General features: G+C 68.4%; 16 protein-coding genes. 11 read left to right on the top strand and 5 right to left on the bottom strand.

Annotated elements, in window-relative coordinates:
- Nucleotides 1-5 precede the first annotated feature (5 nt).
- Nucleotides 6-2,606: a response regulator gene (locus tag JRI60_RS31010; protein ID WP_204219547.1), complete on the top strand. Its 2,601-nt coding sequence runs from the start codon at nt 6-8 to the stop codon at nt 2,604-2,606.
- Between the two features lie 47 nt (nt 2,607-2,653).
- Here JRI60_RS31010 and JRI60_RS31005 read toward each other — a convergent pair whose 3' ends face one another.
- The gene (locus JRI60_RS31005) at nt 2,654-4,039 is read right to left on the bottom strand and encodes a cellulose binding domain-containing protein (RefSeq protein ID WP_239469812.1); all 1,386 of its coding nucleotides are present in this window, start codon (nt 4,037-4,039) and stop codon (nt 2,654-2,656) included.
- 329 nt (nt 4,040-4,368) lie between these two features.
- On the opposite strand from JRI60_RS31005, the gene JRI60_RS31000 reads away from it, so the two are divergent.
- On the top strand, nt 4,369-5,607 hold the full coding sequence (locus JRI60_RS31000) for a cytochrome P450 (RefSeq protein ID WP_204219546.1): 1,239 nt from the start codon (nt 4,369-4,371) through the stop codon (nt 5,605-5,607).
- Nucleotides 5,608-5,627: 20 nt separating this feature from the next.
- A complete protein-coding gene (locus JRI60_RS30995; protein WP_204219545.1) occupies nt 5,628-6,611 on the top strand; it encodes a 3-oxoacyl-ACP synthase III family protein in 984 nt (327 codons plus the stop codon).
- 7 nt (nt 6,612-6,618) lie between these two features.
- On the opposite strand, the gene JRI60_RS30990 is transcribed toward JRI60_RS30995, so the two are convergent.
- A complete protein-coding gene (locus JRI60_RS30990; RefSeq protein ID WP_204219544.1) occupies nt 6,619-7,476 on the bottom strand; it encodes an SDR family oxidoreductase in 858 nt (285 codons plus the stop codon).
- Between the two features lie 126 nt (nt 7,477-7,602).
- Here JRI60_RS30990 and JRI60_RS30985 point away from each other — a divergent pair, with 126 nt between their 5' ends.
- Together JRI60_RS30985 and JRI60_RS30980 are read left to right on the top strand one after the other, a co-directional pair.
- Nucleotides 7,603-8,127, top strand: a complete 525-nt coding sequence (locus JRI60_RS30985; RefSeq protein ID WP_204219543.1) for a hypothetical protein — start codon at nt 7,603-7,605, stop codon at nt 8,125-8,127.
- A 121-nt stretch (nt 8,128-8,248) separates the two neighbouring features.
- Entirely contained in the window at nt 8,249-8,707 is a 459-nt protein-coding gene (locus JRI60_RS30980) for a DUF6918 family protein (protein WP_239469811.1), read from the top strand.
- Nucleotides 8,708-8,814: 107 nt separating this feature from the next.
- Here JRI60_RS30980 and JRI60_RS30975 read toward each other — a convergent pair whose 3' ends face one another.
- The 3 genes from JRI60_RS30975 to JRI60_RS54655 form a co-directional block, all read right to left on the bottom strand.
- Nucleotides 8,815-10,851: an amylo-alpha-1,6-glucosidase gene (locus tag JRI60_RS30975; protein ID WP_204219542.1), complete on the bottom strand. Its 2,037-nt coding sequence runs from the start codon at nt 10,849-10,851 to the stop codon at nt 8,815-8,817.
- A complete protein-coding gene (gene treZ, locus JRI60_RS30970) occupies nt 10,848-12,728 on the bottom strand; it encodes a malto-oligosyltrehalose trehalohydrolase (protein WP_239469810.1) in 1,881 nt (626 codons plus the stop codon). Before treZ ends, JRI60_RS30975 begins: the two co-directional genes overlap by 4 nt.
- Before the next feature lie 190 nt (nt 12,729-12,918).
- Nucleotides 12,919-13,113 (bottom strand): hypothetical protein, encoded by a 195-nt coding sequence (locus JRI60_RS54655; RefSeq protein ID WP_204219541.1) that lies wholly within the window; start codon nt 13,111-13,113, stop codon nt 12,919-12,921.
- Between the two features lie 361 nt (nt 13,114-13,474).
- Between JRI60_RS54655 and JRI60_RS30960 the strand changes: the two genes are divergently transcribed.
- The 6 genes from JRI60_RS30960 (at nt 13,475) to JRI60_RS30935 (ending at nt 20,142) form a co-directional block, all read left to right on the top strand.
- Nucleotides 13,475-14,053, top strand: coding sequence for a polysaccharide biosynthesis/export family protein (locus tag JRI60_RS30960; protein ID WP_204219540.1), 579 nt, complete (start codon nt 13,475-13,477; stop codon nt 14,051-14,053).
- A gap of 60 nt (nt 14,054-14,113) precedes the next feature.
- Nucleotides 14,114-15,265 carry a hypothetical protein gene (locus JRI60_RS30955; RefSeq protein ID WP_204219539.1) on the top strand — a complete coding sequence of 384 codons (1,152 nt, stop codon included), beginning with the start codon at nt 14,114-14,116 and terminating at the stop codon, nt 15,263-15,265.
- A gap of 42 nt (nt 15,266-15,307) precedes the next feature.
- Nucleotides 15,308-16,729 (top strand): GumC family protein, encoded by a 1,422-nt coding sequence (locus JRI60_RS30950; protein ID WP_204219538.1) that lies wholly within the window; start codon nt 15,308-15,310, stop codon nt 16,727-16,729.
- A 40-nt stretch (nt 16,730-16,769) separates the two neighbouring features.
- Nucleotides 16,770-17,507: a CpsD/CapB family tyrosine-protein kinase gene (locus JRI60_RS30945; RefSeq protein WP_204219537.1), complete on the top strand. Its 738-nt coding sequence runs from the start codon at nt 16,770-16,772 to the stop codon at nt 17,505-17,507.
- A gap of 82 nt (nt 17,508-17,589) precedes the next feature.
- Nucleotides 17,590-18,975, top strand: a complete 1,386-nt coding sequence (locus tag JRI60_RS30940; protein WP_204219536.1) for a sugar transferase — start codon at nt 17,590-17,592, stop codon at nt 18,973-18,975.
- An 87-nt stretch (nt 18,976-19,062) separates the two neighbouring features.
- Nucleotides 19,063-20,142 carry a gluconeogenesis factor YvcK family protein gene (locus tag JRI60_RS30935; RefSeq protein ID WP_204219535.1) on the top strand — a complete coding sequence of 360 codons (1,080 nt, stop codon included), beginning with the start codon at nt 19,063-19,065 and terminating at the stop codon, nt 20,140-20,142.
- Nucleotides 20,143-20,152: the final 10 nt, after the last annotated feature.

The following is a 20,152-nucleotide window of genomic DNA, read 5'->3' as shown; positions in this document are numbered from 1 at the left end:
TCGCCATGTTCGACTCTATCGATTCCCAGAAGCTCTTCGACGCCGCTCCCGCGCCCCTCATGGTGCTGGATCGGGAGCTGAAGTACGTCACGGCCAACCAGGCCTACCTGGAGGCCACCTCGCTGCGGCTCGATGCGGTCGTCGGCCGCAACGTCTTCGAGGTGCTCCCCCAGGTGGCTCAGGGTCCGGGCGACGATGGCCCGCGCCGGTTCCGGGAGTCGCTCGAGCGGGTGCTCTCCCGGCGGCTGCCGGACCTCGTCCCGATGCTGGCCCAGCCCGTCATGCGCTCCACTCGGGAGGGGCCGGTGCTCGAGGAGCGCTTCTGGAGCTTCTCCCACAAGCCCCTGCTCGATTCCTCGGGCAACGTGGCCTTCATCCTCCAGCACGCCGTGGATGTGACGGACCTGCGCTCCACGGAAACCGCGAAGTGGGCGCGAGAGGACCGGCGGGAGGGCTTCTCCCCGGATCAGCTCGCCACCCTGCTGGGCCAGGTGTGGACGGTGCAGGAGAACAACAAGGCGCTGGATGACGAGCGCCGTTACCTCCGCCAGTTGCTCGAGCTGTTCCCCGGGGCCGTGGGCATCCTGCGGGGTCCCGAATACGTCTGGGAGATGGTCAACGACAACTACCTGCCGTTCCTCGGCCACCGGAACGTCATCGGCATGTCGTTGATCAAGTCGCGCCCGGAGCTCGAGGGCAACAAGGCCATCTTCGACATGCTCGGGCGGGTGTTCTACCAGGGTGAGTCGGTCAGCATGCGGGGCTTCAAGGTCGCCATCCGCAAGAAGGTGGACGGTCCGGTCGAGGACATGGTCGTGGACTTCGACTACCGGCCCGTCCGCGTGCAGGGAGGGCCCGTCCAGGCCATCCTCGTCTACGGCCAGGACGTCACCGAGAAGGCGCGCGCCGAGGCGCAGGTGCTCCACTACCAGCAGCACCTGGAGGAGCTGGTCCGCGAGCGTACCCGCGCGCTCGAGGAGAGCGAGGCCGAGCGGCGCAAGACCGAGGCACTGCTCCACCAGTCCCAGAAGATGGAGGCGGTGGGCAAGCTCACCGGCGGCGTGGCGCACGACTTCAACAACCTGCTCCAGGTCATCGCCGGCAACCTGCAGCTCCTGCAGCGCGAGGTGGAGGGCAACGAGCGCGCCATGACTCGCGTGCAGACCGCGGCCCGCGCCGTGGACCGCGGCGCCAAGCTCGCCTCCCAGCTGCTCTCCTTCGCGCGCCGCCAGCCGCTCCAGCCGCTCGTCGTCAACCTGAGCCGGCTGGTGCGCGGCATGGACGAGCTGCTGCGCCGCACGCTGGGCGAGGACGTCCAGCTGGAGACCGTCACCGCCGGGGGGCTGTGGAACACGGCCATCGACCCCAACCAGCTCGAGAATGTCATCCTCAACCTGGCCATCAACGCCCGTGACGCCATGGACAACAATGGCAAGCTGACGATCGAGGTCAGCAATGCCATGTTGGATGACCGCTACTGCCGGGCGCACCCCGAGGTCCTGCCCGGCCAGTACGTGCTGGTGGCCGTGTCGGACACCGGCACTGGCATGACGCCAGAGGTGATGGAGCGCGCCTTCGAGCCGTTCTTCACCACCAAGCCCGAGGGCCGCGGCACGGGTCTGGGCCTGAGCATGGTGTACGGCTTCGTCAAGCAGAGCGGCGGCCATATCAAGCTCTACAGCGAGGTGGGGCACGGCACGACCATCAAGCTCTACCTGCCCCGCGCCCTGGAGGCCGAGTCGGCGGACGCCAAGGTCGTCACCGGCCCCATCATGGGTGGCACGGAGACCATCCTGGTGGTGGAGGACGACGCCGAGGTGCGTGCCACGGTGGTGGAGATGGTGACCGAGCTGGGCTACCGCGTGCTCAAGGCCGTGGACGCGCAGAGCGCGCTGGTGATCCTCCAGAGTGGTGTCCCCATCGACATGTTGTTCACCGACGTGGTGATGCCCGGTCCGGTGCGCAGCCCCGAGCTCGCCAAACAGGCCCGGACGCTCATCCCGGACATCGAGGTGCTCTTCACCTCGGGCTACACGGAGAACGCCATCGTGCATGGCGGACGGCTCGATGCGGGGGTGCAGCTGCTGAGCAAGCCCTACAGCCGGGAGGACCTGGCCCGCAAGCTGCGGCAGTTGCTCGACAACCGCCAGCAGCGGCTGGCGGTCCGCGGACCCCCCCGCGCGGCGTCCACGCCCACCACGCCCACCACGACCGAGCGCGCCCCCGTGCCCGCCGCGTCGCGCCGGCTGCGCGTGCTGCTGGTGGAGGATGACGAGGACGTGCGCTCCTCGGCGTGCGAGCTGATGGATCTGCTGGGTCACGAGGTGCTCGCGGTCACCAGCGCCGAGGAGGCCAAGGGAGCCATGGCGGCCAGCAACTTCGACGTGTTGTTCACGGACGTGTCGCTGCCGGGCTCGTCGGGCGTGGATCTGGCACGGGAAGTGGTGGGCAGGAAGAACGGGATGAAGATCATCCTCGCCTCGGGCCATGGGCACGTGGCGCTCCCCAGGGGAGAGCAGCCCCTGGAGGGCGTGGTGGTGCTGCCCAAGCCCTACGCGCTTCCGCAGATCCAACAGGCGCTCGAGCAGGCGGTGACCCTGCCTTGAGGTGAGCCGCCTTCAGGCCCCGGAGGAGCACCTCCGGGGCCCTGGGCTCAGGGAACCGTGTCCCTGCGGGTGACGGAGGAGGAGCGGAAGCCGGCCACCTTCGTGGCGACCTCGTTGGGCGTCAGGATCGCGTCCTTGGCGAAGTAGACCCAGTCCGCGTCCTCGTAATAGGTCCGCGTGCTGCCCTGGGTGGTGTCGAGCTCGTCGAACCAGAGCTGGAAGTCGAGGTACTGGGTCGTCTCCGGGGCGTACATGGCCGCGTGCGACACCCACAGCACGCCATCGATGTAGTAGCTGATGCCCGTGCTGGAGACCTGGAGGACGAGCGTGTGCCAGCCGTCATGGCTCGCCGCGCGCGAGTTCGACGTCCTCACGGTCGTGGTCTCCCACGACGTCATCCACATGGTGCTGGTGTTGCCCTGTCCCCAGCCGCCGTTGGGCATGTACTCGAAGTCCTGCTCCGAGTAGTTCGGATCGTTGTCGATGTAGTTGGTGATGGTGAAGAAGGTCTCGATGGGCTTGTCGGCGAAGAAGCGCGAGCCGGACAGCGGGATGTCGTTGAACTTCATCCGGGTGGCGTAGGTCCCGAACTGGAACTTCTTGGAGCGGGAGATGACCTCGACGTGCGAGGTGCTCGCTCCGGAGCCGCTCGTGCTCGCCCGGAGCCGCATCAGCTTGTTGGTGGAGGAGGAGGGATCCGTGACCATGGACACGTTGGATGCCAGCCATTGCGCGCCGTCGACTCCCGGCTTCCCCGCGTTGGTCCGGATGGACCACCAGCTCGTGAAGTTGGAATCGCTGGTCCCCGTGTAGCTGAAGTCATCGAAGAACTCGGCCGACACCGGGTTTCCGCCGCCGCCGCCGCTTCCAGGGAGCGTCCCGCCCCGCAGCCCTCCCAGGGGCGTGGAGCCCACGTCGTGCACGGTGATCCGGCTCCAGTCGGCGAAGGAGAGCTGGTTGGCGTAGGAATAGTCATCCGTCTCGTCGACGCTGGCGCCGCCGAATGTGATGCCAAGATCGATTGGCTGGGTCGAGGCCCCCGGCGCCAGGCTTCCGGCGCTGCTGGTGAAGCCAATCTCCACGTACTGATCGGCTCCCGTGGCGGACACGCTCCCGGTCTTCAGGACGAGCGCGCCGCAGGCCGGGTTCCACCACCAGCACACGGGGGACACCGTCGTGGCGCCGTTCTTCGTGAGCCAATACCGGACAACGATATTGCTCAGCGGGATGGAAGCCGCGGTGTTGTTACGAAGCTTCACCCCGGCCTCGATGATGTTGTCGCTCGGGCCAGCGGCATTGTAGTTCTGGTATTGGACAGTGAAGTCCGTCGTCCCGGCCAGGCTCGCGCCCGAGGGCACCACCACCGACATCACGGCGGCGAAAAGCATTCCGCGAGTGCCCTGGCGCGCCTGCTCATTTCTCATGCTCTGCATCGACTCTTCTCCTTGTGGAGTTCCGGTGTGCGGAAAGAGCCAGATGCCGGATTTTTCGGGTTTTCATGTCCGAGGCCCAGGAGCGCGGAGGGGCTGAGTGCCCGGAGCCGCTCCGTCAGGGTCTTCTAGATGAGGGGGACTTACGGACCTGGGTTGCCTGTCTCACTGGAATTTTTCAACCTCTGCGTTCGAGTCATCACGTTATGAAGTAGACAGAGCATGAGGAGCTGGGTCATGAAATCCCTGACCTCTCAGAAAGAAAAATCCTTCCGGTTAAAATGGTTTTCCTCCTCTCGAACGGAGTTGGCCGCAAGCCGGAAGGGACTCCCATGCTGCCGCTGAAGCGCTGGTCGCCCGAGTATGAGTACGACCTCCTGTCACCCGACTTCCGGCAGGATCCGTATCCCGTGCTGCACCGGCTGCGTGCGCAGGAGCCGGTCCACTTCAGCGAGCAGATCCGGGCCTGGGTGATCACCCGCCATGACGATGTGCTCACGGGCCTGGCCCATTCCTCCATCTCCGCCGATCGCATCAGCCCGCGCCTGTTGCAGTTCCCGGAGCAGCACCGGCCCAAGTTCCAGCCGTTGACCCGACTGCTCTCGATGTGGGCGCTCATGCTGGATCGGCCGGACCACAACCGGTTCCGCGCGCTCATCACCAAGGCGATGACCCGCCCCATCATCATGGGGTTCCGGCCGATGATCGAGCGCATCGCCCGCGAGCTGGTGGACGCGGCCGTCACCCGGGGCGGGATGGAGGTCATGGCCGATCTGGCCCTGCCGCTGCCGCTCTACGTCATCGCGGAGATCATCGGCGCGCCGCGCGAGAGCATCGGGTTGCTCAAGCGCTGTGCCATCGACATCGTCAACTTCTTCGGCACTCCGCCCGCCACCTATCTCCCCACCGCCGACGTGGCCATGCGCAGCGTCCTGGAGACCGCCGAGCTCCTGCGCGACCTCATCCGGGAGCGCGAGCGGGAGCCTCGCCAGGATCTGATCAGTGGCCTGATCGCCGCCCGGCGGGCGGGGGAGGCGCTCGAGGACGACGAGATCATCGCCACCTGCATCCTGATGGTCTTCGCCGGCTTCGAGACCACGTGCAACCTGCTGGGCAATGGCATCCTGCTGCTCGCGAAGCACCCGGAGCAGTTCGCCCTGCTGCAAGGCAAGCCCTCGCTGATGCGCGGTGCCGTCGATGAGATCCTCCGTTACGAGGCTCCGGTGCAGCGGCTGTCGCGGATGGCGCTCGGCGATCTGGTCCTGCGTGGCCGCACCATCCGCAAGAACGACCTGATCTTCTTCATGTCCTCGGCGGCCAACCGGGATCCGGCGATCTTCTCCGACCCGGATCGCTTCGACATCACCCGCGACAGCACCCAGCACATCGCGTTCGGCCATTGGATCCACACGTGCCCGGGCTCGACGCTGGCCCACCTGGAGGCGTCGATCGTCTTCGGCGAGCTGTGCCGCCGGGTGTCCGAGCTGCGCCTGGAGAGCGATGGGCCCCCCCAGTGGCACGAGAACCTGTCCGTGCGCTCCTTGAAGTCGCTCCAGGTGCGCTTCCGCTGAGACGAGGAACGGAGTCCGACATGCCTCATACGCGCATCATCGCCGCCACCCGGCACCTGCCCGAGAAGGTCGTCACCAACCGTGACCTCGTGGAGTCCCACGGCTTTCCCTTCCCGCTGGAGTGGTTCGAGCGCAGCACCACCGGCATCCGCGAGCGGCGGTTCGCCGGTCCCGAGGAGACGACGCTGACCCTGGGGGCCGCGGCGATCCGCCAACTCCTCCAGAAGACGTCCGTGGCCCCGGACTCCATCGACGTGGTCATCATGACGTCGTCCACCTGCGAGGTGAGTGGAGGCGCCCTCAACCTCGCCCACATGGCCGGGCTGAAGCCCGGGGTGGCCTTCGATATCGCCATTGCCTGCACGGGGTTCGTCCTGGCGCTCGACCTGGCCAATCAGTACCTGCGCGGCGGTGCCGCCAGGCGGGTGCTCATCGTGTCGAGCGAGGTCCAGTCCCGGCACGTGTACCTCGGAGCGGACGGTCAGCATCACAAGTTCGCCGCCATCCTCGGGGACGGCGCGGGCGCGGTGCTGCTGGAGCGGAGCGAGGAGCCGGGCGTGGAGGGCACGGGGCGGGCCACGATGCCCGAGCAGTGCCGCAGCGTGTTCCGCTCCAACTATGAGCCGATGCCGGAGTTCCCTCACATTCCCCCGGGGAAGATCCTCTACGCCAACGAGCGGGGCATCGTGAGCGCGTTCCTGCGGCTCCCCATCGAGGTGTGTCACCGCGCGCTCGCCGAGGCCGGTGTCGGCATCCAGGACGTGCGCTGGTTGATCTCCCACCAGCCGCAGATGGACATGCTGGAGGTGATCCGCAAGGAGCTGGGGTTCTCCCCCGAGCAGCACCCCGTCAACGCCGACCGGTACGGGAACACCTCGTCGGCGTCGATTCCCATCTGCCTGGCGGAGCTGATGGAGGAGGGGAGGCTTCAGCGGGGAGACCGCATGCTGATGCTGGGCATGGGCGCGGGCTTCACGGCCATGGCCCACGTGCTCCGCTTCTGAGCGGGGCTCAGGGGCGCCGCCGCTCCAGGCCGAGCTGCTTGCCGACGAGCGCGTCCAGCCACCGGTCCGGCATCAGGCGCGGCAGCACCCATCCCGAGACGTAGTCGGGGACCGCCGCGTACCGTGCCTTGGGCCGGGGCGTCTCGATGACATGCTGGATGAGCCGCGCCATCACTTCCGGTGCCAGCCCCTTGCGGCCCTGGGCGATGAAGAACTCGCGGAACTTCTCGAGGATGGGTCCGTACGGGGTCCGGGCATAGGGCGAGAGGTCCTGCGCCTCGGCCTTGTCCCAGATCTCCGTCCGCACCGAGCCCGGCTGGAGGACGATGACGTCGATGCCCCAGATGCGCAGCTCCCGCCGCAGCGTGTCCGACAGGGCCTCGAGCGCATGCTTGCTGGAGGTGTAGGCCCCGAGGAACGGGAACGCCAGCCGCCCTCCGACCGAGCTGATATTCAGGATGCGCCCCGGAGGATGGGTGTGCCCCTCGCGCGCGCCGAGCAGGGGCAGGGCCGCCCGCGTCACGTTCATCAGCCCGAACACGTTCACGTCGAACTGCCGCCGGAGATCCTCCGCCGACAGGTACATGAGCGGCCCCGACACGGCCATGCCAGCGTTGTTGACCAGCGCATCGAGCCCCGCGCCGGCCAGCGCCTCGGTCACCTGGGCGAGCCCCGCCTTCACGGCCGCCTCGTCGGCGACGTCGAAGAGCAGCGGGGTGAAGTTGTCCCCCAGCCGCTCGCGCAGGGCCCGCGCGTCCTCGGCACGCCGGACGCTGCCGAAGACCCGATAGCCCCGGGCCACCAGATACTCGGCCGCGGCCCGCCCCATTCCCGTGGAGACTCCCGTGATCAGCACGTTGTTCATGGGCCCCACTGTAGCCCGGGCCGGCTGCATCCGGGACGACAGGGGTGGAATTGCTTCCTTGTGCCTCGAACGCCTCCCTTGCGAGGCTCGCGGGCGGAGAATCCACTTCCAGCCTGGAGGGTCCAGATGGTTCGCTTCCTCTGTTCCTGCCTCTGTGCCGCGCTGCTCGCCGGCTGCGGACCGAGCGGCGAGTGTGAGGGCTTCGTGGGCGCCACGCCCATCCGGGGCAGCATCGATGGGGACAGCCTGCTCGACATCCGCCCGGCACCGTTCCGGCCCCGGCAGGAGGCGGCGATCGTCCGGGGCGCGCTCCTCCATCTCCGCTACGGAGACGGCGCGCTGGACCTGGCGGTGCAAATCAAGCTTCCGGCGGACCAGGAGCTGACGGACCTGCCCCTCGTCATGACCGAGGAGGAGTGGGCTCAACGGCTGCCCCAGGAAGGCGCGGTGTCCCTCTGGAAGATGGCGGCGCCCTCCGACGCGCCGCGCCTGACGGGCGGCACCTTCTCCGTCGAGCTCGCGGACGCCAACAACCTCCAGGGCCGGTTCGACGCGCGCTTCGAGGACGGCTCGCGGCTCGAGTGCACCTACGACGTCCGGGGCCAGAACTACGTGCCCGGTGATGACCCCACCTACAACGGACCGCCCTGACGTTCCCTGTTCACTTCCCGCGCTCCGCTTCCGCATCGAGGGCGCGGCTGCGCGTGGGGTGTGGTATGCGCCCGTCCGGGCCGGATGGGACTTCCACTGCCGGGGCCCTTGCTCCCGGCGAATGAAAGGCATGGATTCGATGGCGTCACTCACCGAGACACTGACCAACGAGACCAGGAAGACGGCGGTCGTCGACGACTGCTGCTCGCTCATCGACGCCGAGGTCGCCGACAAGAGCGGCATCTCCGGTCTCGCCATCAAGGCGGGTTATGGCGCCGTGAAGGGCATCAAGCCCGGCTTCATCCGTCACGCCGTCATCGACCTGCTCCCTGATTTCGCCGCGGCGCTCGACCCGCTCTTCCAGGAGGCCAGGACGGCCGGCAAGCCGGTCTCCTCCTACTTCTCGTCCAACTCCGGGCGCGTCGCCGATGCCCTCCTCACCATCACCGACGGCAAGGTCAAGCGCGCTCAGAGCGGCCTCGTGAAGGGCACCTACGAGAAGCTCCGCGGCACCGCCAAGAAGAACGTCGAGGCCGCTGTTCCTCGCGTCGGCAAGCTCATCGAGAAGCACGCGGGCTGAGAGCGGGCAACCTGATTCCTCCCGATACCCTCACCCTGTCCCTCTCCCAGGGGGAGAGGGGTGGGGTGGGGAAAGGGGAGGGTGGGGGGAGATGGGGCCCCTCTTGTTCAGTGCACTCCGGTCTTGAGGAAGACTCGGAGCGCCTCCGCCACACTCCAGGCCTGCGCGATGCACCCGCGCGGCCGGTATGGCTCCGTGGCGTCGAAGATCTCGCTGATCTGCCCCAGGCCCGCGTGCTCCAGGTGCTCCTCGAGCCCCTTGAGCAGTGCCCGCGCCGCTCCCTTGTCCGCGTTCACCTTCAGCGTCGCGTCCACGTAGTGGCCGATCAGCCAGCCCCACACCGTTCCCTGGTGGTACGCCGCGTCCCGCGCCCGTAGATCGCCGTCGTACTTCGGCTTGTAGTCCGGGTGTCCCGGCGCCAGGCTCCGCAGGCCCACCGGTGTCAGCAGCTCCTTGCGCACCTTCTCCAGCACCGGCTCCCACTTGTCCCGCCTCAGCACCGGGTGCCTCAGCGAGATGGCGAATACCTGGTTGGGCCTCACCGCCGGATCGTTCTTCCCGTCCTCGCCGTCCACCAGGTCGAACAGGCAGCCCTGCTCCGGGTTCCAGAAGCGCCGGTTGAAGTTCACGTAGGCCTGCTCCGCCGCCGCCGCGTACGGCTTCGCGTCCTTCCCCAGCCGCTCCGACCAGTCCACCATCAGCCGCAGCGCGTTGAACCACAGCGCGTTGATCTCCACCACCTTCCCGCGCCGGGGGGTCACCACCCAGCCGTCCACCTTCGCGTCCATCCAGGTGAGCTGGTAGCCCTCCTGGCCCTGCTTCAGCAGGCCATCCGCTGGATCCACTCCAATGTTGTGGCGCGTTCCCTTCTGGTGGTGCTCGATGATCTTCGCCAGCGTCGGGTAGAGGTCCCGCAGCAGCTCCTCGTCCTTGGTGTGCTCGAGGTACCGCTCCACCGCGTGGAAGAACCACATCGTCGCATCCGCGGTGTGGTACAGGCCCTCGCTCTCACCCTCGGGGAAGAGGTTCGGCAGCAGACCATCCCGCACGTAGTGCTGGAAGGTGCGGAGGATGGCCGATGCCGTGCGGTGCCGGCCCGTGCACAGCGTCAGCCCCTCCAGGGAGATCATCGTGTCCCGGCCCCAGTCCGTGAACCAGTGGTAGCCGGCGATCACCGAGCGCGCGTCCTGACCCACCGCGCGCGCCCAGGCATCGTCCGCCGAGCGCATGGGGTCGATGATGAACTGATCCGCCGCCAGCAGCAGCCGCGCCGGCACGCCCGTCCGGGCCTCCTCCGGCACCCGCACCAGCAGTCGCCGCTCGCGCTCGTACTCCAGCGCCAGTGTCTCCAGCGGATCCCGGTCCAGCACCACCGGATCCTCCGTGGTGATGCCCATCGCCAGGAACCCGCCCGGCCCCAGGGTGTACTCGAAGTAGCCCGGGCTCGTCAGTGTCTCCACCGAGTCGTACCCGCGTGCCTTCTCCACCCGGTAGAACTGCGGCGCGCTCTTCTCGGTGAGTCCCACGAAGGGCGCGGCACATGGCGGGTAGAGGCGCATCCGCATGGGCGGCGCGCTGTCATCGGCCCGCATCTCCAGGAGCGAGCCCTTCAGTTGCACGACGGGCTCCAGCGGCGAGTGGTGCAGCTTGTCGTCATGCATGCGCGTGGCGGGGAAGGGCCGCAGCCGCAGCGTCACCTCCGGCCCCGACAGGTGCTCCCACACCATGACGAGCGTGTTCTCCCCGTGCACCAGCGTCAGCTTGCGCTGGAGGCGCGTCTCGCCCACCTGGTAGGTCCAGTGCGGCACCAGCCCGTCCAGGTGGAAGCCGCGCAGCAGACTGGCGGACTCGGACACCTGCGTCCCGTCCGCATTCTCCTCGGCGTCCAGCCGGTACGTCCTGCCGCCCACCGTGGCGTGCTCGCACAGTCGCGCCAGCAGCACCGTGCGGCCGCGCTTCTCCACGCCGGGGATGAACAGCCCGTGGTAGCGCCGCGTATTGCACCGTGCCACCGTGCTCGAGGCGTACCCACCCCGGCCGTTGGTCACGAGCCACTCGCGGGTGATGATCTCCGACCAGTCCGTTCCCGTGGGCCACTCGAAGGCGATCCGGGGCAGGGAGGGGCACTCAGTTCCAGGGGTCACGTCTTCGTCTCCTCGCTCACGAGCACGAGTGCCGTCTGCCCGGCCACTCGCATGCGCGCTCCGTCCATGAACTCCGGAGCTCCCATTCCGCCGTAGCGGACCTGCTCAGAAGCCAGGAGGAGGTTCCACTTATTTCCCGCGGGTGGCGCCAACAGCGGTTCGGGGCACGGGGCCAGTTCCAGCTCCGTCCCGAGGTTGAGCAGGACCAGGCGGTCGCCCTCCTGCTCGCTCCCGAAATAGCGCAGCACCAGCGCATGGGGCGACAGCACCGCCCCCGCGAGCTGCTTCAGATCCTGCCTCGCGAACACCGGATCCTCCCGCCGCAGCTTCAGCAGATCCTTGTGCAGTGCCAGTGCCTGCGTGTTCCGTTCGCGCTCGGCCCAGTCCAGCTTGGACAGGCGGAAGGCCTCCTCGCCGAAGGGGACCCGGTATCCCTCCTTCTCCAGGGCCCGGCGGGCGCTCGGGAACTGGGAGAGGAAGTCGTTGCGCCCCTTGCGCACCAGCTCCTGCAGCTCCGCGTGGTGGTCCACGAAGTAGAGGAAGGGCGAGGAGGAGAAGAACTCCTGCCCCATGAAGAGCATGGGCGTCTGGGGCAGCAGCAGGAAGAAGGTCGTCAGCGCCCGTGCCCGCGCCTGTCCCGCCTGTTGCTGCAGCCGCTCGCCCTTCAGCGCATTGGCGATCTGATCGTGGTTCTGCAGGAAGAAGACGGCGTGCCTGGCCTCGGTGTGCAGCAGCGGCGAGCCCCGGGGCTTCTTCTGCCACTGGTAGTACTGCCCCTGGTACAGCGAGTTGCGCAGCACGCACGACAGCAGCTCCTGCGCGGTGCCGCAGTAGTCCATCAGGTAGGCCTCGGAGCGGCCCGTCGTCGCCACCTTCGCCGAGTGGTGGAAGTCGTCCACCCAGAGGGCATCCGCTCCATACCCTCCCCTCGCGGGCGGCTTCACCAGCTTCACGTCTTGCGGCTCGTTCTCCCCGATGAGCAGGAGGCGCCGCGTGCCCGCCGCTTCGCGCACCCGCTCGATCAGCTCTCCCACGATGTTCCGGGGCGAGGCGTCGTACAGGCTCTGCGTGGCGTCCAGACGCAACCCGTCGAAGTGGTACTCGGCTACCCAGTAGCAGGCGTTCTGGATGAAGAAGTCGCGCGAGGGGCCGGCCGCCTCCCCGTCATCGAAGTTGGTGGGGTCGCCCCACTCGTTGGGGTACTTCTTGTTGAAGTAGCCCTCGGAGTATTGGGACAGGTAGTTCCCGTCCGGCCCGAGGTGGTTGTAGACGACATCGACGATGATGCCGAGCCCCAGCCGGTGCGCCTCGTCCACCAGGCGCCGCAGCTCGTCCGGACGTCCATAGGCGGGGTGGGGCGCGAAGAGCTGCACGCCGTCATAGCCCCAGTTGAAGCGGCCCGGGCAGGTGTGCAGCGGCATCAACTCCAGCGTGGTGATGCCCAGCTCCTTCAACAGGGGCAGCTTGCGGGCCGCCGCCTCGTAGGTGCCCTCGGGCGTGAAGGTGCCCACGTGCAATTCATAGAGGACCTGGCCCTCGAGCGTGATGCCCCGCCAATCTCCGTCCTTCCAGGCGTAGCGCGAGGGATCCACCACCTGCGAAGGGCCATGGGGCCCCTCGGGCTGGAAGCGGGAGCAGGGGTCCGGAAAGGACTCTCCCCCATCAAGCCGGTATTTATAGAGGCCGCCCACGGGCACGGGGTGGGTGCCCTCGAAGTAGCCACGCCCCGAGGACTCCAGGGGGAGATAGCGCAGGCCACTGGCCTCGTGGACACAGACGTCCACCCGGCGGCGCCGGGGTGCCCAGACACGGAAATGCGTGCGGCCATCATCGAGCGGGCGCGCACCCAGGGTGAGATGGAAGCTTCCGGTCCCCACTGGCACCTCCCAAGCAGAAGCGGGATGTACTCACGTACAGGGTGTGCAGACCCGCCGAGGGGGGGAAGCTCACCACCCCTCGCACCCCTCCTTGGGAGTCGAGCGCTTGCTCGTCCTTCTGGATGGGAGGGCGCTCGAACCCTCGAGCGGCCCTCTGATTCCCCCCCAACTCCCGAACCACCAGGCCCGTTCAGGCCTCCTTCGCCACTCCGGCCGGCGCCACCTCCTTGCTGCTGCTCAACACCGAGCTCCCCGCGAGCAGGCCCACGCCCATCAGTGCCAGCGTGGCCGCCTCCGTATAGGCGCCCAGCACCGAACCGAGCAGCGTCATCATCCCCGCCCCCACCGTGAACATCGCGATCACCGCTCCCGCCGCCTTGTTCATAGCCGCCGTCCAATCTCCTCGGTGCCCCGTCCCTTCCCAGTCCGGGCTCCGCGGGAACTGAATTCAAATGGCGTGCCGTGCCCCGCCCCCGGGAAATGGGCAAAACCCCGGCACACCCTGGGAAAAGTCTTTCCCTCTCCGAGGGCACCATTGGCTGTTCCTTGCTCCCGCCCCAGAGGCCAATGTCGGAATTTTTTCCCGGACATCCGGCCCGGTTCCGACTGGCTGTAGCGCGTAACCCACGACGATCCGGGGACTTTGCCTTCGTGAGGCCTTTGGCACACCCGCTGCTAAGGCCCTCCCCGAACACATGGTTCCTGTCCTTCCGATGGATGACAGGGACATTGGGGAGAGGCGAGCGATGGGAAAAACGAGCGCGAGGTGGTGGGTGGTGCTGGGATTGCTCCTCCTGTCGGGGTGCGCCCACCAGGCCACGGCGCGGGTGGACAACGCGGAGCAGCCGTACCGCATCGGCCGTGAGGACATCCTGGATGTGGCGGTGTGGCGTGACGCGGATCTGTCGCGCACCGTGCCGGTGCGCCCGGATGGTTTCATCTCCATGCCCATGGTGGGCGAGGTGAAGGCCGAGGGCCGTACGCCCACCGAGTTGGCCGATGAGCTGCGCGAGGCCCTCAAGTCCTATGTGCAGGAGCCCCGGGTGACGGTGATCGTCCGCGAGGTGAACAGCAGCCGCGTCTTCATCACCGGCGAGGTGGCCCACCCTGGCGCCTACCCGCTGCGTGGCCGCGTGTCCATCCTGCAGGCCATTGCCCTGGCGGGTGGCTTCACCGATTTCGCGGATCGCGAGGGCATCGTCGTGCTGCGCCGCACGGGCCAGGACGGCAACTACATCCCCGTGAGCTACAGCGACCTGGTCGACGAGCCGGAGAAGTACGAGCCGCTCATCCTGCGGCCGGGGGACACCGTCATCGTCAAGTAGTGCGGAGGCTGGGGCCGGGGCGTGCGGTTTCGGGGTCGGAGTGCGGGGATGGAGGGTGCCGTGAGACGTTCATGGAAGGGATGGGTGGCGGCGGCGGTGGTGTGTGGTGCCGCTCCGGCCGCGCTCGCGGCCACGGTGGTGGAGCCTCGGGCCAGGCTGTCGCTCGAGGAGCGCTACGACGATGACTTCCGTCTGAGCTCGACGGGCGACATCGATGGCCAGCTGATGACGAAGGTGACACCGCGGCTCGGGCTGGACGTGAAGGATCCCACGTTGAAGCTGGAGAGCTTCTACGCGGCGGACCTGCTCATGCGGCACGGTTCCGGGAAGGTGACCCTGGACCACCGCCTGGGGTTGTCGGTGCGCAAGATGCTGTCGCGCCGCCTGCGGGTGGAGGTCTCCGGAGGCATCTACCGGGTGACGGATCCCGCCTCACTGCCTCGCGAGAGCGTGGCGCGCGCGGCCCAGCCCGTCCTCTACGGACAGACGCGGCTGTACGTGTCGGGGCGGCTGAGCCGGCAGGTGGACGTGGGGGCCGGCTACGGGTTCGAGGGGGTGCGAATGCTCTTCGGGGACAAGACCCCCGGCTTCGTGCACAACCCGTACGCGGAGCTCTGGCTGCGCACCACGCGCAGGCTCTCCCTGGGCGCGGAGTATCGCTACCAGGGCTTCATCTTCGGCGACAGCTTCGATCAGGCGCACGGCGTCTCCGCGGCCCTGCGCTACCGGCTCACCCGGCAGACCACCTTCACGGCCCGCGGCGGTCCGGTGTCCTATCTGGGTGGGGATGGCACCCGCGGCCTGGTGCCCCGGGTGAAGCTGGAGCTGCTGCACGAGGCCAGGCGCTTCGACCTGGGCCTCATCGCGGGCCATGACCTGGTGGGCGCGAGCGGTTTCACCAACGTGTTGTGGGCGGACTACGCGGGCCTGGTGTTCAACCACCACTTCTCCCAGCGGCTGTCCGTCTACGGTGCCGCCAGCTTCTTCCGCAACGGGCGGGCGCCGGGGGAGGGGGCCTTCTCCTTCAATGGAGGCTCGAGCGTGGCCCAGGGCTACGCGCTGGGAGCGGGAGTCGAGTTCAAGATCAATCGGTATGTGTCGATGCAGGGTGCCGTGGACCGCATCGCCCAGGTGGGCGTGGCAGAGGCCGCGGAAGACGTGAACCTGACCCGGAATGTCGCGGCTGTCCGCCTGCACATGACGGCCTGGTAGTTGAGCTGGAGCGACAAGGTGGAGCGAGGAGGAGGAGCGCACATGGAGCGTGGGATGACGGCAGACCAGGTGCTGAAGGCACTGTGGCGCCGAAAGGTGCTGGTCGGGGCCATCGTGCTGGCAGTGTTCGCGGTGGGAGCCGCCATCGTGTTGAGCCAGCCGAAGGTGTACGAGGCGACGGCGGTGGTGCGTGTTCAGCCGCAGCGGCCGGGGGAGGAGATGGTGCAGCGCACCGTCAGTGAGCTGGTGGAGCAACGCCTGCTCACCGTCCGGCAGGAGCTGATGTCGCGCCCGGTCCTTCAGCGGGCCATCGAGGAGATGAACCTCTATCCGGAGATTGTCTCCGAGGACGGCATCGAGGCGGCCGTCACCCGCATGCGCAAGGATCTCACCGTGCGCGTGGAGGGCGAGAGCGCCTTCGAGCTGACGTACGCGAGCAATGATCCGCAGGTGGCGGCGCAGGTGGCCAACCGGCTGCCGCAGCTCTTCTCCGAGCAGGCGCTCAAGTCGCGCCAGGAGCAGGCTGCCCGCGCCACGCAGCTCTTCCAGGACGAGCTGACGTCGCTCTCCAAGAGCGTCACCGACTGGGAGCGGAAGATCGCCCAGTTCAAGGTGGACCACCTGGGCGAGCTGCCCGAGCAGCTGGAGATGAACATGCGCGGGCTGGAGCGCGTGGGCGCGCTGCTGCAGACGAAGTCCGAGGAGCTGCGCGTGGCCGAGGCCCGGCGCTCCGAGCTGGCCCGGGCTCGCAACGCCGCGGACAGCGAGGCGGGCCGTCTCGAGTCCGCCGAGCACTCGCTCACCCAGCAGCTGGTGGGCGCCCGCTCCTCCTGGACGGCGGATCACCCCGAGGTGAAGCGCCTGTCCCAGGAGCTCTCCTCCATGCGTGAGAAGCGCAAGGACGCCGAGGGCCGCCAGTGGGTGGAGCGTCAGGAGCGCGCCCGCGTGGGCGACCTCATCGCCACCATCCAGAAGGACATCGACGCGCTGCACCAGCAGGCCGGTGAGTACCAGCAGCGGCTGGACCGCACCCCGAAGTGGGCCCATGAGCTGGGCGTGCTGCAGCGCGACTACGAGATCGCCCGCACCAAGTACCAGAGCGTGGTGTCCCGCCGCGTGGAGGCGGAGATCGCCCAGGATCTGGAGCTGAAGAGCGCCGAGAGCCTCTTCCACGTCGTGTCCCCGGCGGGTGTGCCGGCGGTGGCCGCCAGGCCGGACCGGGTGAGCGGGATGATCATCGCCTTCCTGGTCGCCCTGGCCCTGGGCGTGCTCACCACCATGGTGCTGGAGATGCGTGACGACAGCATCCGAGACACCGAGGAGCTGCGCGATCGCCTGCCGCTCCCCGTGCTCGCGGTGGTCCCGAACATGCATGGCAAGGCGGAGAAGCGGGTGCTGATGCCCGCGACCGGAGTGCGCAATGGGGTGGTGCCGCCGTCTTCGTCGGACTCGCCGCTGAACTAGGGGTCTTCGGGTGAACAACGCGGAATCGGAGAGGAACAAGATGGAACAGACCATGGAGAGGGCGGGAAATTTCCTTCCTCGCGTTGACGACGCCGCGGGCTCGCCGAACGCGGTGGACAAGCGGGTGGTGTCGCTGACGGCGCCCGCCTCGAGCGCGGCGGAGCAGTACCGCAGCCTGTACTACCGGCTGGAGCGGATGCGCGAGCTGCGACCGCTCAAGGTGGTGGGCGTCACCTCGGCCATGCCCGGCGAGGGCAAGACGGTGACGACGGTGAACCTGGCCCTGGCCGCGGCCCGGGCCAATCCGGAGCGGCGCATCCTCCTCATCGACGCGGACCTGCGCCGCGGCCAGGTGGCGGACGTGCTGGGCATCCGGGGCAGGCCGGGCCTGTCGGAGCTGCTGTCCGGGGAGTGCGAGATCCGTGACCTGGTGCGCCGCTTCCAGGCCACGCGCATGGCCGTCATCACCGCGGGCGGTACGCCCGAGGAGCCCACCCAGGCGCTGGCCAGCGCGAGGATGAAGCAGTTCCTCAAGGTGGTGCGCGAGCACTTCGACGAGGTGTACCTGGATCTGCCGCCCACGCTGCCGTTCGCGGACTCGGCCATCCTGGGCCACCAGGCGGACGGTCTGCTCATGGTGGTGCGCGCCAACGTCACCCCGGCCCGGGCGGTCAGCCAGGCCGTGGAGCAGCTGGGTGGCGCGCCCATCCTGGGCTGTGTGCTCAACGGGGCGGAGCTGAGCGACACCCCGTATCTGAAGAACTACGTCAGGAAGTAGTGAGTCCGCATCCGGCCGCGTGAGAGGAGGCGCGCGGCCGGATGTCGTGGCACGGGGCGGTGCGGCGGTCGGAGGGAGATACGTGCTTCGGGTTTTCCACCATTACTTTTCATCCAGGAAGCTGACGCTCTTCGTCATCGAAGGCGCTGCCATCGCCCTGACCTGTCTGATGGGCGCGGTGGGCTGTGCGACGATGCTGGCGCCAGCCAACACCCACATGCCGCTGGCCCAGTCCGTGCCAGCGCTGGTCCTGCTGGGGGCCACCTTCGTTCCCACGTTCCAGTTCTCGCTCTACCTGATGGATCTGTACGACCTGAGGGTGGCGGCGGAGGACCGGGGCCGGGGGGCGCGGTTGCTCAAGGCCGCGGGAGTGACGACGGCCTTCGTCGGGGTCTTGATGATGCTGGCGCCGGCGCTTCTTCCGGTGCGGCTGCCTCCGGGCGCGCTGCTGGGCGGCGGCGTGGGGGCCTTCGCGGGGACGCTGCTGGTGAGGGCCTCTCTGCGCGCGGTGGTGGGCAGCCCCAGCCGGGTGCTCATCGTGGGAGATGGGCTCAAGGCGCGGGCGGTGGCCACGCTCATCGATCAGGGCGGCGAGGACACCTTCCAGGTCGTGGCCCTGGTGGACCCGCGCGCGCCGCTGGCCAACGGGCGGCCGCCCGAGCCGGTGGACGTGGTGGCCGAGCGGTACAAGGCCGGGTTCGTGGTGCAGGCCATGGACGACATGCGCGGGGGGCAGTGGATGGACGCGCTCTTGCGCTGCCGCCTGGCCGGGCGCCGGGTGTACGACGCCACGGGCTTCTGCGAGCGCGTGCTGCGCCGGATTCCGGTGGCGCACCTGCGCACCAGCGACTTCGCCTTCGCGGACGAGCTGACGGTCTCGCCCGTGCGGCGCGCGGCCAAGCGCGTCTTCGACATCCTCGTGGCCTCGGCGCTGCTGCTGTGCGCCGCGCCCTTCCTGGTGCTGGTGGTGCTGGCCATCAAGCTGGACTCCAAGGGCCCCATCTTCTACCGGCAGGAGCGCACGGGGCTGGGGGGCAAGCCGTATGGGCTGTGGAAGTTCCGCAGCATGCGCACGGACGCGGAGAAGAACGGCGCGGTGTGGGCCCGGGCCAATGATGATCGCGTCACGCGGGTGGGCCGCTTCATCCGCAAGACGCGCATCGACGAGATTCCCCAGGTCTTCAACGTGTTGATGGGGGACATGAGCTTCGTGGGGCCGCGGCCGGAGCGCCCCGTCTTCGTCGAGCAGCTCAAGCAGCAGATTCCCTTCTACGGACTGCGCGAGGCGGTGAAGCCCGGGCTGACCGGGTGGGCGCAGATCCGCTACCCGTACGGGGCGTCGGTGGAGGACGCGCGGAACAAGCTGGAGTTCGACCTGTACTACGTGAAGAACGGCTCGCTGTTCCTGGACATGGGCATCATCTTCCATACGGTGAGGCACGTGTTGTTGGCGCGGGGCGCGAGGTAGGACGGGCCGGAGGGGCTCGTGTCTGGCACCGCCGGGGAGGGCCCGGCGGTGGGTATGTCGGATGGGCGTTGGAGAGGGGTTGGGGACATGCTCGAGTCGGAATCGTCTCTCGAAGAGGCGTGGGAGAGGGATGCGCGCGCGGAGCGCCGGACGGCGAACCGGAACGAGCTGCTGCAGGCGCTCGATGTCCGGCCGACGCGGATCGTGGCCATGGGCGGAGGAACGGGGCTTCCCATGGTGCTCAAGGGCCTGGCCCGGCGGGCCTCGCCGAAGGTGGGGGATCCGGGTCTGGACATCACCGCCGTGGTGGCGATGAGCGATGACGGGGGGAGCTCGGGCCGGCTGCGGCGCACGCGCGGGGTGCTGCCCCCCGGGGACGTGCGCAACTGCCTGGTGGCCCTGGCCGGGGGCAAGACGAACAACCCCCTGAGCGAGGTGTTCCAGTACCGCTTCGGCGGGAAGAAGGGCCTGGCGGGCCACGCGGTGGGCAACCTGCTGATCGCCGCGCTCGCCGAGCTCAAGGGCGACTTCCTGGAGGCGGTGCGCGTCTCCGGGGAGCTGCTGGGGGTGAAGGGCCGCGTGCTGCCCAGCACCACGTCGCCGGTGCAGCTGGTGGCGCAGATGGAGGACGCCACCGAGGTGGTGGGCGAGCGCAACATCAGCCGCGCCCATGGCCGCATCCGCAAGGTGCTGCTCAGCCCCCGCTCGCCGCCTCCGGTGGAAGGACTGCTGGAGTCCATCTACACGGCGGACCTCATCGCCATCGGCCCGGGCTCGCTGTACTCGAGCCTGATGCCCAACCTGCTGGTGGACGGGGTGGCCCGGGCGCTGTGCGAGACGCGGGCGCTGAAGGTGATGGTGGCCAACCTGATGACCCAGCCGGGCGAGACGGACGGCATGGACTGCCTGGACCACGTGCGCGCCGTCATCGACCACGTGGGCCCGGTGCTGGACGCGGTGCTCATCAATGGCAGCGCGCCCTCCGAGGAGGCCGCCCGTCGCTACGCGCTCAAGGGCTCGTACCCGGTGAAGGTGGATCGCCGCGCCCTGCTCAGCGCGGGCGTCGTCCCGGTGGAGGCGGATCTCCTCAAGGAGGGTCCGCGGATCCGGCACGACAGCGGCAAGGTGGCCCGCTGCCTGATGAAGATGGCGCGCAGCGGCCTGTAGTCGGGTGGGG

The sequence above is a fragment of the Archangium violaceum genome (genome assembly GCF_016887565.1).
Lineage (GTDB): Bacteria > Myxococcota > Myxococcia > Myxococcales > Myxococcaceae > Archangium > Archangium violaceum_B.
The sequence above is the reverse complement of the archived record's forward strand: the minus strand, read 5'-3'. Positions and strand labels throughout refer to the sequence as shown.

What these genes read in the sequence shown, in the direction of transcription:
- JRI60_RS31010 (WP_204219547.1), top strand. Translation starts at nt 6, where the DNA reads ATGTTCGACTCTATCGATTCCCAGAAGCTCTTCGACGCCGCTCCCGCG.
- JRI60_RS31005 (WP_239469812.1), bottom strand. Translation starts at nt 4,039, where the DNA reads ATGCAGAGCATGAGAAATGAGCAGGCGCGCCAGGGCACTCGCGGAATG.
- JRI60_RS31000 (WP_204219546.1), top strand. Translation starts at nt 4,369, where the DNA reads ATGCTGCCGCTGAAGCGCTGGTCGCCCGAGTATGAGTACGACCTCCTG.
- JRI60_RS30995 (WP_204219545.1), top strand. Translation starts at nt 5,628, where the DNA reads ATGCCTCATACGCGCATCATCGCCGCCACCCGGCACCTGCCCGAGAAG.
- JRI60_RS30990 (WP_204219544.1), bottom strand. Translation starts at nt 7,476, where the DNA reads ATGAACAACGTGCTGATCACGGGAGTCTCCACGGGAATGGGGCGGGCC.
- JRI60_RS30985 (WP_204219543.1), top strand. Translation starts at nt 7,603, where the DNA reads ATGGTTCGCTTCCTCTGTTCCTGCCTCTGTGCCGCGCTGCTCGCCGGC.
- JRI60_RS30980 (WP_239469811.1), top strand. Translation starts at nt 8,249, where the DNA reads ATGAAAGGCATGGATTCGATGGCGTCACTCACCGAGACACTGACCAAC.
- JRI60_RS54655 (WP_204219541.1), bottom strand. Translation starts at nt 13,113, where the DNA reads ATGAACAAGGCGGCGGGAGCGGTGATCGCGATGTTCACGGTGGGGGCG.
- JRI60_RS30960 (WP_204219540.1), top strand. Translation starts at nt 13,475, where the DNA reads ATGGGAAAAACGAGCGCGAGGTGGTGGGTGGTGCTGGGATTGCTCCTC.
- JRI60_RS30950 (WP_204219538.1), top strand. Translation starts at nt 15,308, where the DNA reads ATGGAGCGTGGGATGACGGCAGACCAGGTGCTGAAGGCACTGTGGCGC.
- JRI60_RS30945 (WP_204219537.1), top strand. Translation starts at nt 16,770, where the DNA reads ATGGAACAGACCATGGAGAGGGCGGGAAATTTCCTTCCTCGCGTTGAC.
- JRI60_RS30935 (WP_204219535.1), top strand. Translation starts at nt 19,063, where the DNA reads ATGCTCGAGTCGGAATCGTCTCTCGAAGAGGCGTGGGAGAGGGATGCG.